Genomic DNA, 21977 nt, shown 5'->3' on the forward strand with positions numbered 1-21977 from the left:
AAGTCTATATCCTATTAATCAGTTAGTTACGCTCTATCTTTCCGTTCTGCTTGTTGCTGGCTTTGCCTGCCTTTATCCTCACCTTGCTACCTATATGCTACCTAGTTTTTACATGTGGAGTTTTCGTGGTCAAGAGCACGGATAAGGCTAAGTTAACCGCTCGTTTTTTATCAGAGCTTAGCAAGTCGCCACCAGGGAATGACGTCTTTGATACCGAGCTTTCAGGGTATCACGTGCGCCACGGCACGCGTGGGTTGTCATTTCGACTTTACTACCGTTCTAAGTCGGGCAAGCAGCGCGTGCTCACTATTGGAAAGTATGGTGTCTATACCGCCGCCCAGGCGCGTGAAGCCGCACGCGAGGCATTGGCCGTCGTTGCCCAAGGCGGCGATCCCCGCGCGGTGATTGAAGAATCGAAAGCTGAAGCGGAACACCGGCAGCAACAAACGCTTAGATCTTACCTGCAGGCTGATTATGCTGACCACCAGAAACGTCGCAAGGATGGCGACGCCACCTTGAGACGCATCGAAAATAGCTTTACCGAGTGGCTAGATAAACCCATGGATACGCTTAGCCTGGGTGATGTGGAGCGTTGGCAATCAAAAAGGGAAGCGGGAGCCCCAGATTCATCGCCACCGATAAAACCCCAGGCTTACCAAACCCTCAAACGCTCTTATGGCGCACTGCAAACACTGCTTAACCACGCGGCTAAGCGCGGCGTTATTGCTCAAAACCCTCTAAAAGATATCAAGCTCCAGAAGCCAGCGCTGACGGACGACCAGCTCGAAGCGGATGAAGGGCGCCGTTACCTTGAGGATAGCGAGCGTGAAGCATTTTTTGCTGGTTTGGATGTTTATCAAGAGGAGAAGCGGGCGCAGCGAAGAAGCAGCCGGGCACATGGCAAGCGGTATTTACCTGACCTGGATGGGGTGGCCTATGTCGATCATGCCGCGCCGTGGCTGTTGCTGATGTATTACACCGGCTTTCGCCCCGGCGATTTGTTTGGGCTTCGTTGGCCGCACGTGAATTTTGAGTTTAAGAGTATTCGCAAGATCATCGAAAAAACCGCGCACCAAACCCCAGAGCCGCAAACTTTCCCGCTTTCAGATCCCGCCTTAGAAGTGCTTCAAACATGGTGGGAGCAGCAAGGAAAGCCCAGCAGTGGCTATGTGTTTTCATCACCTGTTACCGGCAAGCGGCTGGGCAAAGATGCAATGCGGAAACCGTGGAGGCGGGTTCGTGAGCTGGCAGGGCTCAACGAGGGAATGGTGCTTTATACGCTGCGCCATAACTTTGCGAGTCAGCTGGTGATGGCGGGAGTGGATCTTCTCACGGTGAGCAAGCTGATGGCCCACTCGGATATTCAGACGACGATCAAATACTACGCTCACCTCCAGCCCGACCATAAGCGTAATGCGGTACAGCTGTTTGCTCAGATCGGGCAGGGGAAAGAGGTCATAGGCGAGTCGTTATGAGGCTATGGATGCTTCAGCGGTGCTTGAATAGCTCTCACTAGACTCCAGCCAGGCGTATACATCGGATAAGCGATAGCGCACATGGTGGCCACGCTTAACGAATCGTGGCCCAGGTCTACCGAGTAGTATGCCAGTGCTGCGTGCTTTCCGAGCTGTCGCGGGCATTGCTGGAATCAGCCGCGGGAAAACCACGATATCAGGCAGCTCGATCATCGCCAGGTCTACCCCTGCCTTTGCGCGCGCTAAAGCATCGGCGAGTTCTTTATCGATATCACGTTGATCGGTAATGCTCATTGGCTCTTTTCTCCTTTTTCTTTCGCCCGCCAGCGGTTGAAGCGGTTGCGGATCATTCGGAATGTTTGGCACGCATGCTGGTTGCTATCTAACTCGGCGCGGCTGTTGATTTTGCAGGCGGCGATTAACCAATCGCGGGCGTCTTCTGCAGTGTGGGTGCCGTCGGGTAATTCGCTTTCGTTCAACTGGTGCTTAAACCGGCGACGGCGATCAAGGTAGAGCTGGAACGCTTTGTCTTGGCAAAGCATCGCGGCTTGGCGGGCGTATGCGCCGCCTTTGGGTGGCGGAGCTTTTTGACCGGTCATGGTTTTACCCCCACGCCCGTAAAATATCGTGAATCCCTCAGCCCTTGATCACTAGCATTCTTAGCTTGCCGGAACCCTAATTCCCATGCGTTCCCGTTCCCCCAGGGGGACTTCTTATAGGGGTTTTCAGCAATGCTCTTGCCTTCCCAAAAGGCATCATTACCTTTTCTCACTGCTCGACGAAAAGCTTCAGTCCGTTCTTTAGCACTCATCATTCACCACCTTTTTCCAAGCGCCGTAGCAGTGCTGCCGTTTCCGCTGCAATCCGCCCGCACCCAAAATTACAACCATCATGCTCAATGGACCCTGGAATAACTTCTAATAGGTTTTCTAACGCTTCCGCCCTTTCCTTGTAGGTTCTACGGGCTAGGCTGGCGTTAGGATCGTTAAGTGCCCATTTCCCAATCTGTCTTGCCAGTTGCCATGTTGCCGCTGTTGTTTGCTCGTTTTCGAGCCAATCGGTTGCTATTTGCCGCGCCATTTCCAGATGTGCTGCCAACACGTCGCGCTCTTGCTCTACCTTTTTAACCTCATCGTGGTTGGTTACATCAATAGCTTCGAAATTAACCTCCCTATTAACAAAGATGGCCGCGCCAGATGAATGCTTTGCGAACCCCTGCATGACCTCTTTTGCTTCATCTCTGTTTATGTCACCAACCATTCTTATCACTAGGTAACGGCTTTTTAGGTCAGCGGGCAGTGCTTCCAGTTTCGCGCACATGAGTGCATCGTATTTTTTACCGAGCAAATCCAGCTGCCTTGCCGCTTCTTCTGGGTTTTCGCGTACCCAATTTGGGTCAATGGTCATGCTCCCTCCTGATTTTTTTGTGCATCAAGCTGCTCACTTATCGCTGCTTTTCTGTTTTTTGAGCAGTTAAATTCACATCGGTAATCTAAAAATCGAAACGTTGCGCAATGCCCTTGGCACTGGGCTTTGCTTCGTTGCGCATCTCGATTACTTCGCGGATCTCGATGACCTCGACGCGGGGTTTAATGTTGCTCGCGATGCTTATTCCGAGCTGGAAGGCGCTACCCACGCAAAATGCGAGAACCGTAAACTTGATGACGTAGCGCCAATCTTTGGGTATTGGGTTATGCATCATCGGGAATTTCTCTCTAAGCTCTTTGGGGTATCCCCCATAGCACAGCATTCCTATGGCGATAGAGATGCATAAGGCGGTTATTGCTACCAGAGGGGCGGTGTAATTATCCATTGGCTTCACCATTTAATGTGGTTTTACGGTTGGCCACTTCGTCCCATACCGCGCTCACTTTCTCTCGGGTGACGTGGGTGAACTTCTTTTTCCACTGTTCAAACACGGCATTACGGCTCGGTTCAGGCGCTAACAGCATTTGCAGTGCTACGAATTTCACTTCTTGCTCTTTGGCCCATTCGAACCACTCGGGCGGGTAGCCGTTGAGGCCGCCAAGCGGGCGACCGTCTGACCATTGCTTCGGACATTCCATCACTTACCCCCTCTGGCTTCTAAACGCTCTAATCGGTCGTATTCAGCCGCGAGCAAAGCCATTGCTTTAATGATGTTTTGTTTAGGGTCATGGCTCGGTTTCCACCACTTTTCACACCACTGCCACTGACCAGGGGCCGGTAGGTATGCCGCTGTTAAATTGTTTTGGATAGCCATGCTGGCGATTCGCGCATAGCAGTGAGCCGCCGATGAAAGCTGCCCACTTTTCCATTGGTCGTCATGCTCAAGGGTAAAACCTTCCTCATTTATCTGACGTAGGCGCTCTTCGTGGGCTTTTATAAATACTTGGCCTGGGTGCATAACTGACTCCTTTTTCAACAAAGCTCGGGCGGGAAGTACTCTTCTTCCTCGCTAAATGGGTTGGGGGGGGGTGATGCCGCCCTTTTTTTGGCGGCTTCGCGGTCTGCGATGATGTCGCGGTGTACCGCTTCCAGTTCTGCTCTATATAAATCTGAGCTTTGCCACGCTTTGAAGCGTTCAAGCTGGGCTTTTAGCTCCGCTGGTGAAGGTTCGCGGGGCTGAATATCTGGCCCCTGCGTACAGTTAGTGACACGAGTCCAAGGGCTTTCGGCTTCGCCTACAGCCTGAAAATCACCCCCAACCCGCGAACCTTTCGCGCGCACTTGCCACTTATAAACGCGGGTCATGTACTCGCTAGAAAAGCCAGGGCGGCCGGTGGCCACCAATCCGAACGTGACTTTCTGCTCTTCGCCGTAGCGGCCTTTCGCCACCACGGCTTCATAGCCGTAGTCTTCGCCGGTGGCGTGGCTGAACGTCTCGATGTTTGCGCCGGTGGTCATCTTGGTTTCTACCCACGGTTTGATGGGCTGGTCTTTGCGCTTGGTCATCGGGCCACCCATGAGGCGCAAGAATTGATCCCACTGACCCGCGTTGGCGGCTTTGCGGATTTGGGCAAAGCGCATCGCGGCGCAAGGGTGCGGGCGGGTGGCGGCTTCCCAATCTTTAAGCATTTGATCTTGCTTTTCTGTGAGTCGGCGCACTTCACGCCACACCGTGACGCTGGGCAGGCCCAGGAACTGAAACTGACGGATTCCCCAGACGCTCGCCCATGCTTCAATACGCGGGGCGCTGGTCTTCATTTCATGGCCGTATTTGTCCATCTCCATGAACTGTTCGCCGTTGATATTTTTCGAGATGTATTTAGCGACGTAACCGGCGGCAGTACCTCGCTCATAGTCGATACGCTTGGCATCAAAGCGGGCGGTGGTTTTACCCCAGCGGTTGAACAGCTCTTCGGGGTTCGCCTCTTCGGCGTACTCGCGAAGGGTGCCGGTGACCGCGTCTTCGTCCTCGGGCTTCATCCAGATAAGCAAATGCCAGTGCGGCGTGCCGTCGTGGTGAGGCTCTACCACGCGAATGCCGTAAATGCCGATGTCATCACGGGCCAGCTTGGCGCGGATCTTCGCCCAAAGCCCCTGTAAATACTGCTGAGTCTCGCGGGGTGTGGCGCCTTTGTACTTCGGGTTTCTAAAGCAGTTGCTAGCGACCACTGGGTGATACTTCGACGGCGCTGTCATGGTGTAAAACATGCCAACGTGACCGAGTCGACGGGCTTCGGCTTCTGTGTCGTTGATGCGCAGCATTAGCTCTGCCCGGCGGTGATCGGGATTGGCTAGCCCCAGCTCGGCGAGTTCGGCGAGCGTGTAGGTTTGGCCCTCTTGATTGATGGCCTCTAACGTTTCGAGCAAAGCGTGATTACGGAATATCTGAGAACGGCGGCGCTCAACCGTAAAGTCACTGCAGTAGATACCCGCGCGCATATGCACTCGGTGGGCTTCGCGCATGACCTGCTCGACGGTGCGCCCACACAGACGGCGCAATTTACGACGCCACACACTGGGGCAGCTCAGCTTGGCCAACTGCGTTTTAGCCGGCAGCTTGTCGCTGGGCGGCGCGATCCCATGCATTGCACAGCGGTGGCGACCCTGCTCGACAGCAATGGCACGCACCATGGAAATGCACAGCGGGCGCAGGTAGTGCCACTGCTGAAAGCGGAAGTTGCCGATAAAGGGCGGTGGGGTGAACTGGTTACGCGCACGGGCACAAGCGTCTTGATAGTCGCGGAATTGCTCAGACAATGGCTTGCCTTTAACGGCCACCATCTTCGGCTTAGGCGGTGGGAACATGCCCAACCGCTGCAACCGATTTGCCTTAGCAATATCGCCTATCAAGAGACTCGCGTTTTTATCGATGGCGGCCGCTTGGGCCTGGGCGTAATTAACCAGGGCGTCGTCATCGTGAGTGGCGTTCAGGCCACCAATGACCAAACGCTTTTCGACCGACAATAACCACTGATTTGCTACATATAATCCCTCGACGGTGGTTGGGCTACGCTTCACCAAGGCGGCCATGGCCCGCGTAAGCGCTCCGCGAATTGGCAGAAACCGACTCAGGATAAAAGACGGTTCTACCAAACGCTCTGCGTGGTGAGCTAACCAGCGGTTAGCGGCGCGATGGCCGTGCCGCTTGGAAACGTGCACATAACCACCGGCCAACTGATCAGCGAGAGACGGCAGACGCTTAAAATAGTCTTTGATGTATCCATAACAGTCCTTTGTACCAGAACTGTAGGGAAAGGCTTTTTCCAACGCCTTCTCGAACTCGCTCATGAGTCGGCCTCATCATCAAACATGCCTGCAACCTCAGCCCAAGCATTGCTCAACCTATACCGCAGTGTTTTCAGCCCTTTTAGGCGTGCCTCTTGGTAAACCCTCGCATCCAGGTACTCAAGGTCATAAAAACTTGTCTCAATACGCCTTACCTCTTCGGCCACCTGCGCTTCCAACTTCTTAATCGCATCGACGGCATATCGTTGCTGAACTTCGTTTTCAGCTTTGGCAAAGTGGTCAAAGCCCTTGTAGTTCGCCCTGATTATTTCCATCACTGTTTCACCTCGGCCATATCTACGCCGTAGAACTTGGCGGGCCTTTCCGGCACTGCTTGGGCGGCGGCAATGTCGATTTGATAATCATCAAAGACGCTATCCAACTGCGTTAGCTGGCAGCCGAATTTGTCGGCTTCGCGCATTAGCTCAGCGGCGGCCATTTGGTAGCCCTGGTCATGCAACTGGCGGGCGAGATAGTCGAAGCGGGCCTTAATGACGTACAAGGCGTGCATCGTGGTTTGGATATTCATGCCACCCCCTTTTCGATCAGGCTGAGCCAGTGCAGCGCGGCTTTGGTGTTGCCTTCTGCCAGCGCTTGGCGGGCGTGGCTGGCCAGTTCGGCGCTTGGGTGCTGGGTGCGGTTGCGCAGTTGGTCACGCAGGCCGGTGGCGTAACTGCTCATACGGTGTATGGCCGCGCGCACTGCATCGCGTTCGGGCTTGGTTAGTTGGCTGATTTGCTGGGTGGCATCGGCTGTTAGCCCTGCGCTTTTAAGCACAAGGCGGCGCTCGGGATAATTGAGATCTGCCCAGACGTCGACCAGATCTTGATCGGCTACGCGGCTGTGCAGCTCGGCGAGGAGTTCGCCAAAGCCTGCGCGGTCGGTTTGAACGCGCGGCGGGGCTTGGCGTGTGGGTAGTGGGGTCACGTTGGCCATGGGGCGAACCTCAGTGTTCCAAAACGATGGGGCGGCGGGTATCGGCATCGACGACTTGAGCGAGGCCAGCGTCGCGGGCTTGCTGAATCATGCGGGTTAGGTCGCGGGCGGTGAGCATTACTGGACGGCCGCTGTTGTCGCGAAAAATCACGACGTGCGACGTGCTGGCCTCTACGTCGATGCGAGCGGTTTCGTTGACGCTATCGAGGTCGGCGTAGGCTTGGATGCTGGCCACTTCGGCATTGGCTTCTGCGATGCCGTAATCGTTCACCAGCGTGCCGATGGTGACGCGTAGCGCTTCGGCGCGGCTTTCCCAGCGGTGTTGCCATAGCAGCTCCGTGGCTAGATCGAAGGGGGCTTTTGCTGAGTTAATGGGCGTTACGTTCATTTTTTCGCTTCCTTTCTGGCATCTAAAATTAGGCGGATTTGGCCTTCGTCTTCGAGCTTTGCATGGCGCTTTAGCCAGGGCGAAAGCTGGATATTGACCGCCGGATTGGGGTGGTAGCTGGGGGCTAACGTCTCTATGAGCGTTAGCTCTGACTTGACGCGGTACCCACACCCAAACTCATTGGTGCAATGCAGGTAGAGCGTGCGGTACTCGGGATGATGCGTCTTCGAAGTTCGCACCTTCATGTAGCTACCGCAGTGGGGGCAGTCGAAGCGAAGCCGACTGACCTCGCTCATTTCTTCGTTTGGCTCAGTCACTTGGCCCCCTCTTCACTTCGTACAGGGCGCGACCCCGTCCCGTGATTTTGTTACCCCCTATACGAATGCCACGAGACAGCAAGAACTCAATGGCCGCCTCGTGTGATTCCAGCCCTTGCTCCTCACACACTTGATCGAGCGTGTCGCTCATTACTGGGTCTACAAAAATCTCAATTCGCTTATCTCTGGGTGGCATACAGCACCTTTTGAGGGGTTGAAGCAGGGTGCAACAGGGGGCTTTTTTACCCCGTGCGCTGCCCCACACTGTTGATGTTGCCGACGCCCAGCAGCTCATTTGCTTGGTTCATTATCATCTGGCGCATTAACGCCGCTTTGCTGATGCCATGAAGATTGGCAAATGCAGTAATAACGGCGTCTTCGTACTCATCCAGGTAAACGCTTTTCTTGGTGCGTAGGCGCTTAGTGTCCTGATACATGAGGGGCTTTCCTTATGCAGTGCGTGAGCTGGGGTTAATCGGCGATGAGGGTGTCTTGTTGGTATTGGCTTAGGCCGCGAAGCGAGAGCATGCGGATGGTGGCGGAAAGTGAGCGCATTTCGTTTTGAGCCAATTTCTCAATGCTTTCCCGCTCATCTGCTGTGAAGCAGCAGACCATTTGTTGGTCGACACTAGGACGCGGGGAACGAACGCTCGCTTTAGGGGAAATGGAATTAATTTCGGGCATGGTTTAGTCTCTCAGGTGAGTATCAATGGGTTTCTTGGTAACTCTTTGTGGCAATTTAGATGATCAAACGATCATCTGTCAAATACGGAATGCAATTAATGATCACTTTAGGCGACCGGTTACGTGAAGAGAGGAACAAAAAAGGGCTAACACAGGCCGATTTTGCTGCTCTTGCTGGGGTTACAAAAAGGTCTCAATCTCTGTATGAGGGGAACGAACGAACGCCTAAAGCTGATTACCTTGCAGCTCTTCACGACGTTGGCGTTGACACGCACTACGTACTTACCGGAAACCGTAGCCATGGAAGTGCTTCTTTCGGCTCGGAAGGGAATATTGAGGAACAGCAGGCCGCTTACCTCGAACGCCAACTCAACGATCCAGATGTTGCATCGATACCGATGTATGACGTTGAGTGCGCGGCGGGTAGTGGGCGGGACTTCACAGAAGAGAAAGTACTGGGTTACTTCCACATGGATCGCGCCGTGCTGGCAGAACTGAAATTGCCAGCTGACTCGGGCGCGTGGGTGCGTGCCCGTGGTGATTCGATGGTTGGCACGATTGACGACGGCGATTATGTGTTTGTGGACTTCACGCAGCGCGACCCCAGCCGGGAGGGTGTTTACTTAATCTTGATGGATGGCGAGCGACGGATTAAGCGGATGCAACGGGTCGCGGGCGGCGGATGGCTGTTGATTAGCGATAACACGCGGTACGACAAAGAGTTGATTAAACCTGAGCAAAAGCAGTTTGTTGAGATTTTAGGCCGGTGCTTGGTGAACCTAGGGCAGGTGCTTTAGCAATATAAAAAAGAACAAGGGAGCATGGACTGATGGAGTTTTTGATATTTTTGGTATTTTTGGCGGTGCTTGTTGTCTTGGGCGTATATCTCGGTGTTTCCATTGATCAGCGGCAGCAAGCGAGGCTCAAGGGCCAGCCAACCTCCTCTCTATGGAGCCACTATAAGCAGTGGCTAAACAGGAAAAAGGATGGTGCCGAACCCCAGGAACAAGTTAGCCCGCCTATTCCCGAAGACCCACTCCCGTCTACTGTATTGCCAGAGCCAGAGCCAGAGCCAGAGCCAGAGCCAGAGCCAGAGCCAGAGCCAGAGCCAGAGCCAGAGCCAGAGCCAGAGCCAGAGCCACAAGAACCTCCTCTTGGAGCTTGGCACCGCGTTTCCACGACGCTAATTGAGTTTGACTACTTCGGTGAAGATGAGCCTGTCAGCGTTCACTCGGCACGTGTATGCGATACCCATCTAGCTGGCCCGCTTGAAAGCGATACATTTGACGCGCCTGACCGTGAGTTCTCATTCAAACAGATACAAGGGCTCGCACGGCTCCCACTTGATGGCGATATCGAATTACGTCCTGAACAGTTACGCGAGTACTTGCTCAATCATTACCCAGATGATTTATGGGAAGACGACGGCGAGCCTATTAGCGATGAGCCCATCACTTCGACGCCCCCTGACACAGGAAACCTACGTTTCATTTATCGTGATACCGATGGCAATGAAAGCACTCGTGAGCTGATCAATTTCAAACTGACAGCTGGCAAAGTGCGGGGCGTTTGCCTCGACCGCAATGCGATCCGCACGTTTAAGCTGGATCGTATAGTGACTTTCTTAGAAGGGGAAAGCTTGCTTTACGCCACCGAGGGCAGAGAGCCGAAACTTAGTGAGCAGCCAGATACGATACGCACGGGAGATCCCGAAATAACCTTTTCAGGATTTGATACCAAAACCCGCTCCGAGCTTGAAAAAACCGCGAAGGCACATGGCTTTGTGGTGCGTAAGTCGGTTACTAAAAACCTTGATTATTTTGTTGCTGGGCAGCGGCGTAGCCAATCCAAATTAATTGAGGCAGAAGAAAAGCCAGGCTGTAGCGTCATTGATAAAGAAGGCTTCCTATGGCTAATTGCGACTGGTGATATAAGTCACTAATTAATATACAAAAGGGAACAGTAAGTTATGAAATTAAAAAATATAGCCGTGTTTACAATCACATCTTTAGCGCTGGCGTCATCGTTAAGTGCCTTCGCTCAGGAGCGCGAATTTAAAGGCGGGAATTACGTAGCCTGCGTAAGTGAAGATCTACTTGATCAGTTTGTTGATGCTGCCGTTAAAAACGACAATCGCGCTATGAACTACCTACTTAACAATGGATGTACCGCGCCTCGATCAGGCATTCCCGTTAGTGTTTTAGACAGTTCATGGACTGGCACCGTGCACGTTAGAGCCTATGTCGGAGATCAAGCTATAGAGCTTTGGACAATCCGCGATGCTTTAACTGACCGCTAACCACTATGCGCTTAACGTACTTGGGGCCGTTGGCTATTGGCATTGACCACCCCGCACTCGATGACGTGGACTGTGACAGCTACTCACCCAGCTGCTTTGCTGTTGAAGTGGGGCCGGATGCGGGCGTTGGCGGTGCGGTGATTGAGGGCGATGTGTTGGTAGTGGATGAGTCGCATAGCCTGGGGCATGACGATTTGGCGGTTGTAGAAATGGATGACGCGCTGCATCTTTACCGTGTGTTTCGCGTGGGGCCCCGCTTTAGACTGTTGCCGCCTAGTGGTGGTAACGGGCTGATGGCAACGGCGCGGATGGTGCGCGGCGTGGTCGTTCATCAAGCGCGGTGCCAGTTGGATGAAGCGCTGTGAACATGCGGCTTATTCGCTGGATTGAGCGTCATCCCAAGGTGGGCTACACAGTTCTGGGTATAGTCGCTATGTCGGCTTTTGCGGGTGCGGTTAGGCTAATCTTTAGGCAATAAAAAGCCCCGCGATTGCGGGGCTTTGCTGTTTTCATCTAACAGTTATTAGACGGCGCATAAAAATTATTATGCGGCTTTATGTTCTTGTCCAGTAGCTTTCAGGTGCTGCTGGTAGCAGTATTCTAGTTTTTCATTCACCTCAGTCGCTAGTTTTAAGGCACGACGAAGTAATTTGATGTTTTCAAGTTCTTGGTTTTTCATAGAAAAGACCTCCGGTCGAGTTCGTGAACATGTCTGTTCAACGATTCTTCATCTTCAATTTCAATTGCCGCCGCAATGAGTCTCACATGGTCTGCGTACTCTCTCGCTTTGGCGATTTTTAGATCTGGGTCGCTATCACCTAGATCGTCCAAAATGTCGCACAGATCTTTCAGCTGATCGGCAATCTGAGCATATGTTGGGTCTTCAAGCTGTAATACAGAGATAGAGAATTTTTTGCAGTTACGCAAGACCAAGTTAGCTGATTGTAGAATTTGGTCGTATACCTCTTCGACAAGCCTTTTGCTTATTGCGTTCATTGCGTCCCCGTATTTGTTCTAAGCTAACTTAGCCAAAGCTAACTTTCCTTAGGCGTGAGGACGCGTATTTTACATGCCCGATAGTTACCTATCAATACTTTTCGTGTTATGCAGTTTAATCACTGTTACACATAGTCGGATCAACCCGCAAGTTAAATTTGCATGAAAGTACATTACATTCCTTGGCAACGCCTGGCTGAAAATCTAACTAGGAGCGGCCGCGTTGCCTGGGCGGGTTTCTAGCTGTAGGGCGGTGGTGTAGCTGGTGTCGGTGAGGTTGTGGGTTACCTCGGTGATGATCCATGGGGTGGCGTCTATTTGTGGTTTCCAACCGATGCATTGCGTGGGCGTTTCGGGGAATACATCGGGGTCGCCTATTGCCTGGGTGATTGAGAAATAGGCGACGCCGCGTTGCAGGCGTTGCCATTCGGCTTGTGCGGCTTCTAGCGCTTCTTCCTCGCTTGCGTATGTGTGGCGTAGTTGTTGTGCGTTTTGTGGTTCGCCGACGGTGACCGCTTCACGGGTGGCGTGGGCTTTGTTATTCCACAGCGCCGTGACGCCGGTGTACGCATCACGCTCGGCAACTAAATAGCGGTGTTGGTCGCCGCTTTGGCGGTATAGCTGGATGGGTGGGATTTCTAGCCCGGTCGCTGTTGTCGCTTGGCCAGCGGGTACGAATATTAGGTTGCCGGTTTTGACGGTGGCCACCGCGTCGAATCGTTCGGCTAGGCGGGTTAAAAAGTGTAGGTCTGATTCGTCGGTTTGGTCGATGTGTTCGATGCGAATGCCTGCCAGCGTTGCGCCTATGCTGGGCGTGAGGTCGTGTCGCTCTGCAATCGTTGTGATGATGTCGCGCACGGTGACTTCATCCCAACTTTGGGTGCGTTTGCCGGGCAGCCCTTGGCGCATATCTGCACTGGATGCGCGGATGTTTAGCGTATCTGGCGCGCCGGTGTGCTCCACTTCATCGACAATGTAGGTGCCGCGTTCGGTCAGCGGCTGCCCCTTCCAGCCAATGGCTAGGGTTAGCTCTGCGCCTGTCGGCGGTATATCGAGCATGCCGTCATCGTCGGTTAAGGTGATGTCGAGCTGGTCGGCTTGCATACCGCGTCGATCATGCAGCGTGAGCAGTGCCAGTCGGGCGCGGAACTCCGGGCTGATGACTTGCCCCTGTAGGCTGATGCGGTAATCAGGCTGCATGCTCATGCTATGGCACCTGTTATTGCGCGTAGCATGCTGCTTTGTAGTACGCCGATCAGCTCGGTTCGGCTGTCATCGATTCGCGTTAGCTTCAAGTCAAACTCTATTTGCTTGGCCGCGCCGTCGCGGAAGAACTCGCTTTTACGCTCTTGCAGGCTTGTGATGCTGAACATGCCGTAATAGGTGCCGGTGCCTTCGATGAGTGGCCACGCCCGCCCGCCATCTGCTAGGGCGCGGAGCATATCTAAATTCTGTTGGCCACCGGTGAACATAGGCAGTAGCGAGCCCGTTAAGTTGATGATGTCATCACCTGGGCCAAGAAACTGATGCACCGGGCGGGCGTTGACGCGGCTTTGGCTAACGTGGCGCCAATCGGTTTGGCGCTGTAGCTCTTGATAGGCGGCGGTACTGAGGCCGAACACAAACAGGCCATATGTCATCATCATGTGGTTGCCCTCAATCGTTATCGTAGAAGTTTCGGCGATTGGCCGCGGCGGCGCGGCGTTCTTTGTCGCGCATTGCACGCTCGACCTCTTGACCCACTAAGCGGGCTAGGGCTTGCTCATCCATGCCGGGGGCTGCCTGCACGCTGATATTGATGCCGCCGTGAATATGAAGGCCGCCGCTTTGTGGTTCGCTGACGTGGCTTTGCAGGGGCGGGCGGGCGTCGATCTGTATGCCGCTGGTGTCGATATTGGCGGCGCTGGCAGTGGTGGCCAGCCCTGCACCGAGCATTAACCCGCCTGCTGCGTTGCGCAGGTTGTTGGCGAGGCTGCGCACTTGTTTGAGCGGGCTGTCGGCGTCGTCTTTGATGCCGTTGGCCAAGCCTTGAGAAACGAAGTTGCCGATGGTGGCAAACACGCGCGAGGGGGAGCGAATGCGCAGCCAGTCGCGTGCGGTGCTGGTGACATCGCTGGCGAGGTTGGCGGCGCTTTCGGTGGCGCGGCTAGCACCGTTGCGGATGCCTTGACCCATTCCGGCTGCTGTGTCCCGCCCCCATTGCATGGCTCGTGTTGCACCGTCACCGATTGAATCCCAGGCGCTTGTCATTGCTTCCTGTACCCATCCTGCGATATCGCCCGCCATGCCCATGACTTGGTCGCGCAGCGCCCCGGCCATGCTGGCAATGCCGTTGATCATGCCTTCCACGATGTTGATGCCGAAGCCTTCAAACACGCGGCTAGGTGAGTTGATGCCGAGCACGTCTTTGAACCAAGTGGCTAGGCTGCCAGCCATGCCTGTTATCCACTCACGCAACGCTGCTAGCTTTGACCCTAGCCCGCTCAGCAAGCCGTCGATCACAAAGCCGCCTAAGGTGCGGAAGCCTTCCGGCACCGAGACGCCTAGCCGCTCTAAGGTGCTGGTAAAAGCACGATAGATTAGCCCTAGCGGTGACCAGTTGATTAGCAGCCGGGCAACGCCGCCTACCCCTTCATCGAATGCGGCTTTCACTTGCTGCCATAGACCCACGAAAAACGCTTTGATGGGTTCCCAATACTTGTAGATCAGGAAGGCAGCACCTGCGATGGCGGCAATGCCCCAGCCGATGGGACCCATGGCGACCAGCAGGCCTTTCAGTGCACCAGCTACCCAGGGGATGGCGGTTTTGGCTATCCAGCCTAGTGCGGTGCCCAAGCCACCAACCTTGATGCCGAGCGTCGTCATGGCGAACTTGGCGAACAGCAGCGGGGAGAGGATGCTGGCGAACGTCATAGTTACGGCGCCGCCCACGGTGGCGAGCGCTATCATGCCCGCCGCGACTTTTGCGATGGTGCCGGTTAGCTCGGGGTTGGCCTTGATCCATTCACTCACGCCGCGCGTGATGGCGGTGATTGTCTGCACTAAATCCCGTAGCGGGCCGTCATTTGTGTCGGTGATGCTGATGCCGACTTCTTCCCAGGCACTGCGCAAGTTTTTGAGGTCACCGCCGAGGTTGTCTGCCATGACGCGCGCCATCTCGGCATTTTCACCGGCGTTAGTTTGCAGCGCGTTTATTAGCTCATCCAAGTCACCGTCGGTCATCCCATTGACTAGCTCAGTCATACCGGAGCCTGCCTCGGCACCAAAGATGGCAGAGAGCAGGGCGCGACGCTCAACGTTGCCCAGATCCCGCGTGGCGTTGTTAATGTCGCGTAGGATATCTGGCATATCGCGCATATTGCCGTTGGCATCTGAGACCTGTAGGCCCAGTTGCTCCATGGCATCGCGTCCTTCCTTTGCGGGTTTGGTTAAGCGGTTGGCCATGGCGCGCATGGCAGTACCGGCCATGCTGCCTTGAATGCCGATATTGCCCATCAAGCCTGCCATGGCGGCGGCTTGTTCCATGGTTAGGTCGAGGTCTTCGGAGCCGCCCAGGTACTTCATGGTTTCGCCGAGCATTTCCAGGTTGACGTTCGCGCGGCTGGCGGTACCAGAGAGGATATCCGCAACGCGAGCCATGTTGCCGTCGACTTCCATATCGATTTTGAAGGTACCCGCGATGTTGGAGGCAATATCCGCTGCTCGGGCTAGCTCGGTGTTGTTGGCCAATGCGAGGTCAAGCACGTCGCGCATCGAGGCCTGAATTGCTTCCGCACTCATCCCCGCCCGTAGCAGGAACTCTTGTCCGCCGCCGACTTCGGTAGCACTGAACGCGGTGGAACCGCCCAGTTCGCGGGATTGTTCACGCAACGCCTGGTAGCGTTCATCGTCAGCACCGAAGCGGCCCACCGCTTGTAGGGTGCTCATCTGCTCGCCCCAGGCAACGCCTGGTGTTAGCAGGCGGCTAGCGGCGTAACCTTGCGCGACACCAGTGCCGAACATGCCCATACCCACGCCCTGGGCGCGGGCGACGTTGGCCATGCCATTTTGATAGCGGTCGCGGGCTTGGGTTAGGCGTCGCTGGCGTTCGGCGACTTCTGATAGGTGTCGTTTCTGTTCCTGCAGAGTGGTATTTAGCCGATCCTCTTTTGTTCGCAGCTCTCGCGAACTTCGACCGAGGTTGTCGGTGCTAATGCCCGCTTCATCCAAGCGCGTTTTTAGGCCACGGATGCGCTCGGTTTGGGTGGCGTGGTTCTGGGTGAGCTTTTTGACTTCCTCACCGGCGTTTCGGGTTCGGTTGCGGTATTCCCGCATGGCTCGGGCGGATCTATCGAACTCGGTTTGCTGGCCGTGCAGGCGCACGCGGGCACGTTCCAGCGAGGCGGTTAGCTGGTCGCTGGGTTGCTTGGTGTTGAGTAGTTGTTTAGCTAATCGGTCGTATTCGCGGCGGGCAACGGTCAGCCCCGACTTTATTCCGGCGTGGGCTTCGCGCTGCTGTTCTAGCGCCTGGGTGTATTGCCGGTTGCGTTCGCGGGCGTCGCGCATTGCGCGGGTGTTGGTGCGCATCGCGGCATTGGCTTTGCGGTAGCTGGTGAGGTCGCTTTGCTGACGCTGCAGGTCTCGCAACTGGTCGCGGGTTTCACGCATCGCTTGGCCAGTTTTTCCCGCGCCTTCGCGTATGCGCTTGAGTGGGCCGGTGACACGGTCCACGGCGTTGAGCATTACTTGCAGTCGTAGATTACGTGCCATCGGTGATCCTTACTTTTTGCCTTGCTTGCCACCTTTGGGCTTGTTGCCTTCGTGGCGTTTTCGGGCGCGTTCGCGCCATTCCATTAGCTCTTCGAGCTGCATGCCGTCCATCGCGCTGGGTTCCCAGTGAAACACCATGGCGAGATCCGCCATGGCGTCTTCGACGAACTCGGGCAGGGCTAGGCTTCGATGTCCTTGTACTTCTTTGGGATTAAAAAATTGTTGAGCGCCGTGCCGAGCTGGATAAGGTCGACGATATCGATTGTTTTTACTTCGGCTTCGGTGAGCGCGGGCGTTGTGACGCGGGGCAGCACTTTATGCAGTGAGGCAACATCTAGGTTCATGATGTCGACTAAGCTGACGCCGCGCAGGCCTCCGGACATGGGTTTACGCACTGTGATTTCAGTCACCGTGTTGCTACCGCGCTTTAGCGGTGTTTCTAGTGGCACTACTTCGGTCGGCACGCCGGGGGCGGTGGCTGGCTGATTTTCGTTGGCTTCTGTTTTCTCAACGGCTTGGGTTTCGTTCTTAGTATCCATTAGGTGTCTCTCTAAAATGATTGCATGAGGCCCCGCTTGGGGCCGTGGTGGTGCGGGTCGTGTAGCTCTCACTTACAAGCCGAGGGCGCGCCGCCGTTCAGCGAGTCGGTCGGTGCCGCGCACACGGAAGACGTAGCCGGGTACGTCGCGCTCGATAACCTCTTCGCCGTCAACCACCAATTTGTAATAGCTGATGGTGGTGGTGACGCTGATTTGGTTGTTGTCGCCTTTGCTTGCGTCGCCCATAGCGATGGTTTTGTGACGACCACGTACGACGATCTCAACGGGGATGATGTCGCCCGTTTCGTCGGATTCGTAGGAGCCGGTGAAGCGGAGCATGGTGGCGTCATGAATAGCACTCCCGTAGGTGTCGAATAGCTCGACGATCATTCCGCCTGCTGTCCATTCGAACGTTTGCAGTTCGTTGCCGTGGTCGACCTCAATCGGGCCGTCCATGCCGCCGCCTTCGTATTCGACCATGCGGCGGGCGAGTTCGGGCAGCGTTAGCTCTGGAATCTGGCCTTGCCAGTTGTTGCCGTCGCCGAAGAGATTAAAATCTTTGAGTATGTTGGGTAGCATTCTGCTTGCTCCTGTTGGTGCTTAGTTGCTTGCTCAGGCGGCGGTTTATTCGCTGATGCGGGCGGCGAAGTCGACTAAATAGCAGTCGGTGATGCGCTGCTGAAAACTGAGGTTTTCGAGTGGCGGCACCGGGGTGTAGTCGTAGTCGATGTAGAGCTTGCCGGATTTCAACACTTCGGGGCTGTTGAGGGATTCGTCGAACCACGCTGAGCCACCTAGGATGTAGCCGCGCCGTGTTAATTCGCGGAACTTTGCGTTGACGCCTTCGATGATGTCGCGCACTAGCGTGGGGTGCATGGGTTTGTCGATGGCCCATAGGTGCGCTTCGGCGATGGTGTCGGCGAGGACTTGCGCGGTGCGGGTGTAGGACTCGAATGCGAAGAGGGGTTCTTCTGAGCAAGTGCGTGAGCCCCAGAAGCGGAAGCCGCTTTTGTTGATCAGCGTGGTGATGTCGGCGGCGTTGAGATATCCGGCATCGGTGGCGGGATCTTGCAGATCCCACGACAGGTCTTTGGTGACTCCCGTTACGCCGTTCACGGGCATGTTTGAAAGCGTCTTGTGCCAGCCGATTTGATTGTCGAGTTTTGCGCGGTGGCCTAGGGCTTTGGCGACAGCGGAGAGGGGGCGGGTTTCTTCGGCATCAACATCGAACGCTTGGAAATTGGGCCAAATCACCATCACTTCGCGTTGGCCAAAGCCTTCGCGGTACATGCTGGCGTCTTCGATGGTTTCGCAATCAAACGCACTGACATAAGCGAAGGCGCGCAGCTGCTGGGCGATGCCTGCTAGCTCTGCGGCGACGCTTTCGTTGTCGAGTTCCGGCACGCCAAGTATGCGCGGCTTAACGCCTAGCTTTGTTTCAGCGGCGGTGAGCGCTTGCATGCCGAGCTTTTGGCCGGTGGTTTCATCGACGCCGCCGATAATGTTGGCGGTGGTGGCTTCGTCGTCGGCACCTTCTTCTACGCGGACGACGACGCACACGGCGCGGGTTTCGCTAACAATAGCGGAGAGCGTGCGGCGTAGCGTGCCGCCTTCGCCCGCGTTGCCAATGGCGGCGTATATGTCTGTGACCAGTACGGGGGTGTTGAGCGGGAACGCGGTTTCATCGGCGTTTGGTGCGGTAACGACCATGCCGATCACGGCGGTGGAGACCGTGCGGATGGGGCGCGTTCCTTCGTTGATTTCGACGACGCGGACGCCGTGATGGTAATCGGGCATTTGCTTGTCTCCTGCGCAGGTTCAAGCGGGTTATTCGGTTTGGCTTGCTAGTGGTGCCATGGTGAGAGGGTTACGCGCGGGAGGGTAGTGGTGAGCGTTGTGCGACGAGGGCTAGACAAGATGGATGTAAAAAGCCCGCCGATGGCGGGCTTGGGGGAGTGACCTTTTATTGCGGTCCTGCTGGAATACCATGCAATCCCATTAGAAAATTTTCTATCGATTTGAGCAGCACTTCATTTTCAGGAGCACTTAGATCAGCATTTACAATGCCCAGCTCGCCCCAACTTCCGCGACACGCATAAAAAATTTGATAGTCGTTCGCGCCAAATCCTGTTCCTAAAGGTCTTTTATCGTCTGACTGGCTAACGATCTGGCCGCCATCTCGCAGTTGCATGCCGTATTTAGTGCTGAATGTCAGTGTGAACAGCGAGGGGCTGGCTCTGTCCGCTAAACTAACGTCGACTTCAGGCAGTCGATACGCGCCTTCCACTGTTCTTTCTTCCGTTTCAAAAACTCGGAATAACACTCCGTTTTGTGAAATAGCAACATTTAACGCTATATCACTCTCATTTCCCGAAGCTCCCATGATGACACGCTGAACGAGCTGATCGTTAGCTACCCATCCTGGCCCTTTTATAAAAAACAACGTCCAGGCATCTGGATTTATCGGCCCGCCAACGTTTTTTAACAGACTGTTTTGATAAATCTCAAACAATCCGTTATCAACATTAAATGCACCTTCAGACTCTGCATGCGTTCGAAATTGCGCCATGTTTCGTACGCTAAACTTATCAGCAGATACATTTGAGTAATCTGGTTTCAGGTATACGGTTAGTTCTGTTGCATTACCCATTACGTCGTCGTCATCGATACGAGTGATAACAGGTAATCCATTTGTGTTCTTTATGTCGACTCCGTGCACGACTTGATAGCTTCTCATTGCAAACCCCCTAATTCATCGACTAGATGTTGATCATAAAATGCTTTGATAGTTGATCTGAAGTTTTTGTTATTAAACTTCAGCGCGTCTTGTCGGTAGATTCCGAACTCACTTGCTAGCGATGTTACCGATTCAAAATAAATTCCTGGCACGTTTTTCTCTACACTCCAGTAAGTTGCGATAAAACCGCCGCCGGAGTCCGACACTTGATTAATTGGTACTTGAATATCGTCAGTCAAATAGGGGAATTCAGAACGTATATATCCTGTTAAATCCCTGCCTACTTTTCCTAATATCAATCTTTCCCGAGCGCCGCGTGCACCCACCCAGCTCGCAAACGTGCTCACGTCTAGTCGAGTGTGATTGTGTAGGTCGATATACAAAAACGCATTGGGATAACTGTCCGGCAGGCTCATAGCGACTTGCGTCTCTATCTCAGACCCCGGTGCAGGGCCGATATACATGTCATCAGTCGGATCTGTAGACCCAGACTCTCCCCATTCTGCGGGCGCGTTTCTGTTTGCATCGACACCGTTGGGATTTTTTCTAACATTTTCCTGACAGCCGTACGGAACCATGCAAGGCACAAAAACAACTTTAACTCCGAATCTAAATGTTCTAGCCAGTTCGTCAGAGTGCCAGCTATTACATAAATCATGTGCAAACTGCAGCGATACGAACGCGCCAGTTTTTTCTATTCCGTGAGTCCCACTAACAATCACGATGCTCGGCAACCGTGTTGCGTTATCGGGTATCGGATACGATACACTTTTTCTCAAATCTGGCGGCGTGAACTCATACGCATAAATTGGGTTGCCGACACTATCCGTATCTAACAGCACTCTAGTGATGTAGTCCGGATTGTTTTCCATCAAGCTGTCGTAATAGCCATACCATGTAGCTAGGTCTGGAAGCGCTTCTAGTGGAAATGCATTAAAAAACGGGCTGCTATAATCACGGCGTTTTTTAACTTGATCATAATTAAGATAGAGCTCCCCATCACTTGCCGATCTTTCGTTAATCTCTAGGCTGTCAAAATCTCCGCCACCCACCATTTTTTTTCCGGTGGGGTCGATGCCGTGAAATATAATTCCTTTTTTATCAACTTTTGCGTATGTCGGCTGATCATCTGATGTGTATAACGCTTTAATCAGCGGAACGATAGGCTGTCTATTCTCATCAATGGCGTACAAATCAATGCCATTTTCATTTTTGATAGAAAAAACAGGATCGTCATCCTTACGTATTAAACCCTTTCTAGCGGGATTGATTTGATAACCCTGTCGATCCCAGGCAGCTAAATATTGTCCCGACTTAGTCGTAATACCGTACAAAGGGCTGTCTTCCTCATCTTTATAAAGCCCACTACGTAAACCGCCCGCAAGCCCTGCCATTCCTTGAACCACTTCAAGTCTCTGACGAACTAATTCAAATGCCTTGTGGCTCGGATAAGCTCCATAAAAATCCGCAACACCCCCCTCGTTTTTGTAGAGTGCGACTAAACTTTCTTCGTTTTGCAGCGATACCCAAAAGTAATCATCATCGCTAGTCGCTGTGATGCCCGCTTGCTCGCTGTTGAAAATACCGACGGCAAGCTGGGCAATGTCGCGGGCGACTTCGGCGCGTTCGACTGCGTCGTCGAGCATCGTGAGCGCGTGCGGAATGGCACTTTCTAGCACCCATGCACGCGTGGCCATCACTTGCGATGGATCGATCTTTAGCTGGACAACAGACGCTTCGCCAACCTCTAGAATTGAGCGAACTAGTAGATCCGCTTCAACGGCGGTAGCTATTGGTTTGTAGGTTTCTGGATAAACGCCGATGGCGATCAAGTCACCAGCAATGTCAAAGATACCTACTTCGCGGATGTACCAGCCACCCACCTGCGTTGGGATGAGCCCTTCGGTCACGACCCAGGCGGGGTTGTTGGGATCAACATCCACTAGGTTTAAATCGTCTGACCAGTGTTGATTCACGAGTGATGAGCGCTGCTTTAGCGCGTCACGGTCGTATTGGTCATAAAAATTCGGGCCGCCGCCATCGCCTACGGCCATGCTTTGCGGTTGCAGGGCTGGGCCGCCGCTGAGTGCGGCGACGACTTTGGCGAGGCCTTTCGTTGTCAGCATTGTGTAGTAGTCGGCCAT

30 protein-coding genes are annotated in these 21977 nt (G+C 54.2%); 5 read left to right on the forward strand and 25 right to left on the reverse strand.

From position 1 onward, the window contains the following. Positions 1-125 precede the first annotated feature (125 nt). Positions 126-1475: a site-specific integrase gene (locus NDQ72_01330; GenBank protein WKD28616.1), complete on the forward strand. Its 1350-nt coding sequence runs from the start codon at positions 126-128 to the stop codon at positions 1473-1475. Here NDQ72_01330 and NDQ72_01335 read toward each other — a convergent pair. The 15 genes from NDQ72_01335 to NDQ72_01405 all read right to left on the reverse strand — a co-directional run bounded on the left by NDQ72_01335 (position 1470) and on the right by NDQ72_01405 (position 8513). Then, entirely contained in the window at positions 1470-1769 is a 300-nt protein-coding gene (locus NDQ72_01335) for a hypothetical protein (GenBank protein ID WKD28617.1), read from the reverse strand. The genes NDQ72_01330 and NDQ72_01335 overlap by 6 nt on opposite strands. Next, a complete protein-coding gene (locus NDQ72_01340) occupies positions 1766-2074 on the reverse strand; it encodes a hypothetical protein (GenBank protein WKD28618.1) in 309 nt (102 codons plus the stop codon). The genes NDQ72_01335 and NDQ72_01340 overlap by 4 nt, the downstream gene beginning before the upstream one ends. A gap of 211 nt (positions 2075-2285) precedes the next feature. Then, positions 2286-2882 carry a hypothetical protein gene (locus NDQ72_01345; protein WKD28619.1) on the reverse strand — a complete coding sequence of 199 codons (597 nt, stop codon included), beginning with the start codon at positions 2880-2882 and terminating at the stop codon, positions 2286-2288. Between the two features lie 85 nt (positions 2883-2967). Then, positions 2968-3288, reverse strand: coding sequence for a hypothetical protein (locus NDQ72_01350; protein WKD28620.1), 321 nt, complete (start codon positions 3286-3288; stop codon positions 2968-2970). Next, positions 3281-3541: a hypothetical protein gene (locus NDQ72_01355; GenBank protein WKD28621.1), complete on the reverse strand. Its 261-nt coding sequence runs from the start codon at positions 3539-3541 to the stop codon at positions 3281-3283. The genes NDQ72_01350 and NDQ72_01355 overlap by 8 nt, the downstream gene beginning before the upstream one ends. Then, complete coding sequence (locus NDQ72_01360) at positions 3541-3861, reverse strand: hypothetical protein (GenBank protein ID WKD28622.1); 321 nt, start codon at positions 3859-3861, stop codon at positions 3541-3543. The genes NDQ72_01355 and NDQ72_01360 overlap by 1 nt, the downstream gene beginning before the upstream one ends. Positions 3862-3875: 14 nt before the next feature. Beyond that, positions 3876-6191, reverse strand: coding sequence for a replication endonuclease (locus NDQ72_01365; protein WKD28623.1), 2316 nt, complete (start codon positions 6189-6191; stop codon positions 3876-3878). Further along, a complete protein-coding gene (locus NDQ72_01370; GenBank protein WKD28624.1) occupies positions 6188-6463 on the reverse strand; it encodes a hypothetical protein in 276 nt (91 codons plus the stop codon). Before NDQ72_01370 ends, NDQ72_01365 begins: the two co-directional genes overlap by 4 nt. Further along, positions 6463-6717, reverse strand: a complete 255-nt coding sequence (locus NDQ72_01375) for a hypothetical protein (GenBank protein WKD28625.1) — start codon at positions 6715-6717, stop codon at positions 6463-6465. Before NDQ72_01375 ends, NDQ72_01370 begins: the two co-directional genes overlap by 1 nt. Further along, complete coding sequence (locus tag NDQ72_01380; protein ID WKD28626.1) at positions 6714-7124, reverse strand: hypothetical protein; 411 nt, start codon at positions 7122-7124, stop codon at positions 6714-6716. The genes NDQ72_01375 and NDQ72_01380 overlap by 4 nt, the downstream gene beginning before the upstream one ends. Before the next feature lie 10 nt (positions 7125-7134). Next, complete coding sequence (locus NDQ72_01385) at positions 7135-7512, reverse strand: hypothetical protein (GenBank protein WKD28627.1); 378 nt, start codon at positions 7510-7512, stop codon at positions 7135-7137. Then, positions 7509-7829, reverse strand: a complete 321-nt coding sequence (locus NDQ72_01390) for an ogr/Delta-like zinc finger family protein (GenBank protein WKD28628.1) — start codon at positions 7827-7829, stop codon at positions 7509-7511. Before NDQ72_01390 ends, NDQ72_01385 begins: the two co-directional genes overlap by 4 nt. Then, on the reverse strand, positions 7822-8025 hold the full coding sequence (locus NDQ72_01395) for a hypothetical protein (GenBank protein ID WKD28629.1): 204 nt from the start codon (positions 8023-8025) through the stop codon (positions 7822-7824). Before NDQ72_01395 ends, NDQ72_01390 begins: the two co-directional genes overlap by 8 nt. Before the next feature lie 46 nt (positions 8026-8071). Then, the gene (locus tag NDQ72_01400; GenBank protein ID WKD28630.1) at positions 8072-8266 is read right to left on the reverse strand and encodes a hypothetical protein; all 195 of its coding nucleotides are present in this window, start codon (positions 8264-8266) and stop codon (positions 8072-8074) included. A gap of 34 nt (positions 8267-8300) precedes the next feature. Next, on the reverse strand, positions 8301-8513 hold the full coding sequence (locus NDQ72_01405) for a hypothetical protein (GenBank protein WKD28631.1): 213 nt from the start codon (positions 8511-8513) through the stop codon (positions 8301-8303). 98 nt (positions 8514-8611) lie between these two features. On the opposite strand from NDQ72_01405, the gene NDQ72_01410 reads away from it, so the two are divergent. Genes NDQ72_01410 through NDQ72_01425 form a run of 4 tightly spaced genes read left to right on the forward strand, consistent with a single transcriptional unit; the run spans position 8612 to position 11177 of the window. After that, positions 8612-9310 carry a helix-turn-helix domain-containing protein gene (locus NDQ72_01410; protein WKD28632.1) on the forward strand — a complete coding sequence of 233 codons (699 nt, stop codon included), beginning with the start codon at positions 8612-8614 and terminating at the stop codon, positions 9308-9310. A 32-nt stretch (positions 9311-9342) separates the two neighbouring features. Further along, complete coding sequence (locus NDQ72_01415; protein ID WKD28633.1) at positions 9343-10455, forward strand: hypothetical protein; 1113 nt, start codon at positions 9343-9345, stop codon at positions 10453-10455. 27 nt (positions 10456-10482) lie between these two features. Then, positions 10483-10812: a hypothetical protein gene (locus tag NDQ72_01420; protein WKD28634.1), complete on the forward strand. Its 330-nt coding sequence runs from the start codon at positions 10483-10485 to the stop codon at positions 10810-10812. A gap of 5 nt (positions 10813-10817) precedes the next feature. Next, positions 10818-11177 carry a S24 family peptidase gene (locus NDQ72_01425; protein ID WKD28635.1) on the forward strand — a complete coding sequence of 120 codons (360 nt, stop codon included), beginning with the start codon at positions 10818-10820 and terminating at the stop codon, positions 11175-11177. A 310-nt stretch (positions 11178-11487) separates the two neighbouring features. Here NDQ72_01425 and NDQ72_01430 read toward each other — a convergent pair whose 3' ends face one another. The 10 genes from NDQ72_01430 to NDQ72_01475 all read right to left on the reverse strand — a co-directional run bounded on the left by NDQ72_01430 (position 11488) and on the right by NDQ72_01475 (position 21977). Then, complete coding sequence (locus tag NDQ72_01430) at positions 11488-11808, reverse strand: hypothetical protein (protein WKD28636.1); 321 nt, start codon at positions 11806-11808, stop codon at positions 11488-11490. Positions 11809-12012: 204 nt separating this feature from the next. Continuing rightward, on the reverse strand, positions 12013-13014 hold the full coding sequence (locus NDQ72_01435; GenBank protein WKD28637.1) for a contractile injection system protein, VgrG/Pvc8 family: 1002 nt from the start codon (positions 13012-13014) through the stop codon (positions 12013-12015). Then, the gene (locus NDQ72_01440; GenBank protein WKD28638.1) at positions 13011-13454 is read right to left on the reverse strand and encodes a phage tail protein; all 444 of its coding nucleotides are present in this window, start codon (positions 13452-13454) and stop codon (positions 13011-13013) included. Before NDQ72_01440 ends, NDQ72_01435 begins: the two co-directional genes overlap by 4 nt. Positions 13455-13464: 10 nt before the next feature. Beyond that, on the reverse strand, positions 13465-16557 hold the full coding sequence (locus NDQ72_01445; GenBank protein ID WKD28639.1) for a phage tail tape measure protein: 3093 nt from the start codon (positions 16555-16557) through the stop codon (positions 13465-13467). Positions 16558-16566: 9 nt separating this feature from the next. Then, the gene (locus NDQ72_01450; GenBank protein WKD28640.1) at positions 16567-16710 is read right to left on the reverse strand and encodes a GpE family phage tail protein; all 144 of its coding nucleotides are present in this window, start codon (positions 16708-16710) and stop codon (positions 16567-16569) included. A 26-nt stretch (positions 16711-16736) separates the two neighbouring features. Beyond that, positions 16737-17096 (reverse strand): phage tail assembly protein, encoded by a 360-nt coding sequence (locus NDQ72_01455; protein WKD28641.1) that lies wholly within the window; start codon positions 17094-17096, stop codon positions 16737-16739. Between the two features lie 72 nt (positions 17097-17168). Then, positions 17169-17675 (reverse strand): phage major tail tube protein, encoded by a 507-nt coding sequence (locus NDQ72_01460; protein ID WKD28642.1) that lies wholly within the window; start codon positions 17673-17675, stop codon positions 17169-17171. A gap of 45 nt (positions 17676-17720) precedes the next feature. Further along, positions 17721-18893: a phage tail sheath protein gene (locus NDQ72_01465; protein WKD28643.1), complete on the reverse strand. Its 1173-nt coding sequence runs from the start codon at positions 18891-18893 to the stop codon at positions 17721-17723. Between the two features lie 166 nt (positions 18894-19059). Next, positions 19060-19833, reverse strand: coding sequence for a hypothetical protein (locus NDQ72_01470; protein WKD28644.1), 774 nt, complete (start codon positions 19831-19833; stop codon positions 19060-19062). Next, the gene (locus tag NDQ72_01475; GenBank protein WKD28645.1) at positions 19830-21977 is read right to left on the reverse strand and encodes a DUF2817 domain-containing protein; all 2148 of its coding nucleotides are present in this window, start codon (positions 21975-21977) and stop codon (positions 19830-19832) included. The genes NDQ72_01470 and NDQ72_01475 overlap by 4 nt, the downstream gene beginning before the upstream one ends.

Origin of the sequence: Halomonas sp. KG2 (assembly GCA_030440445.1) — a bacterium.
GTDB lineage: Bacteria > Pseudomonadota > Gammaproteobacteria > Pseudomonadales > Halomonadaceae > Vreelandella.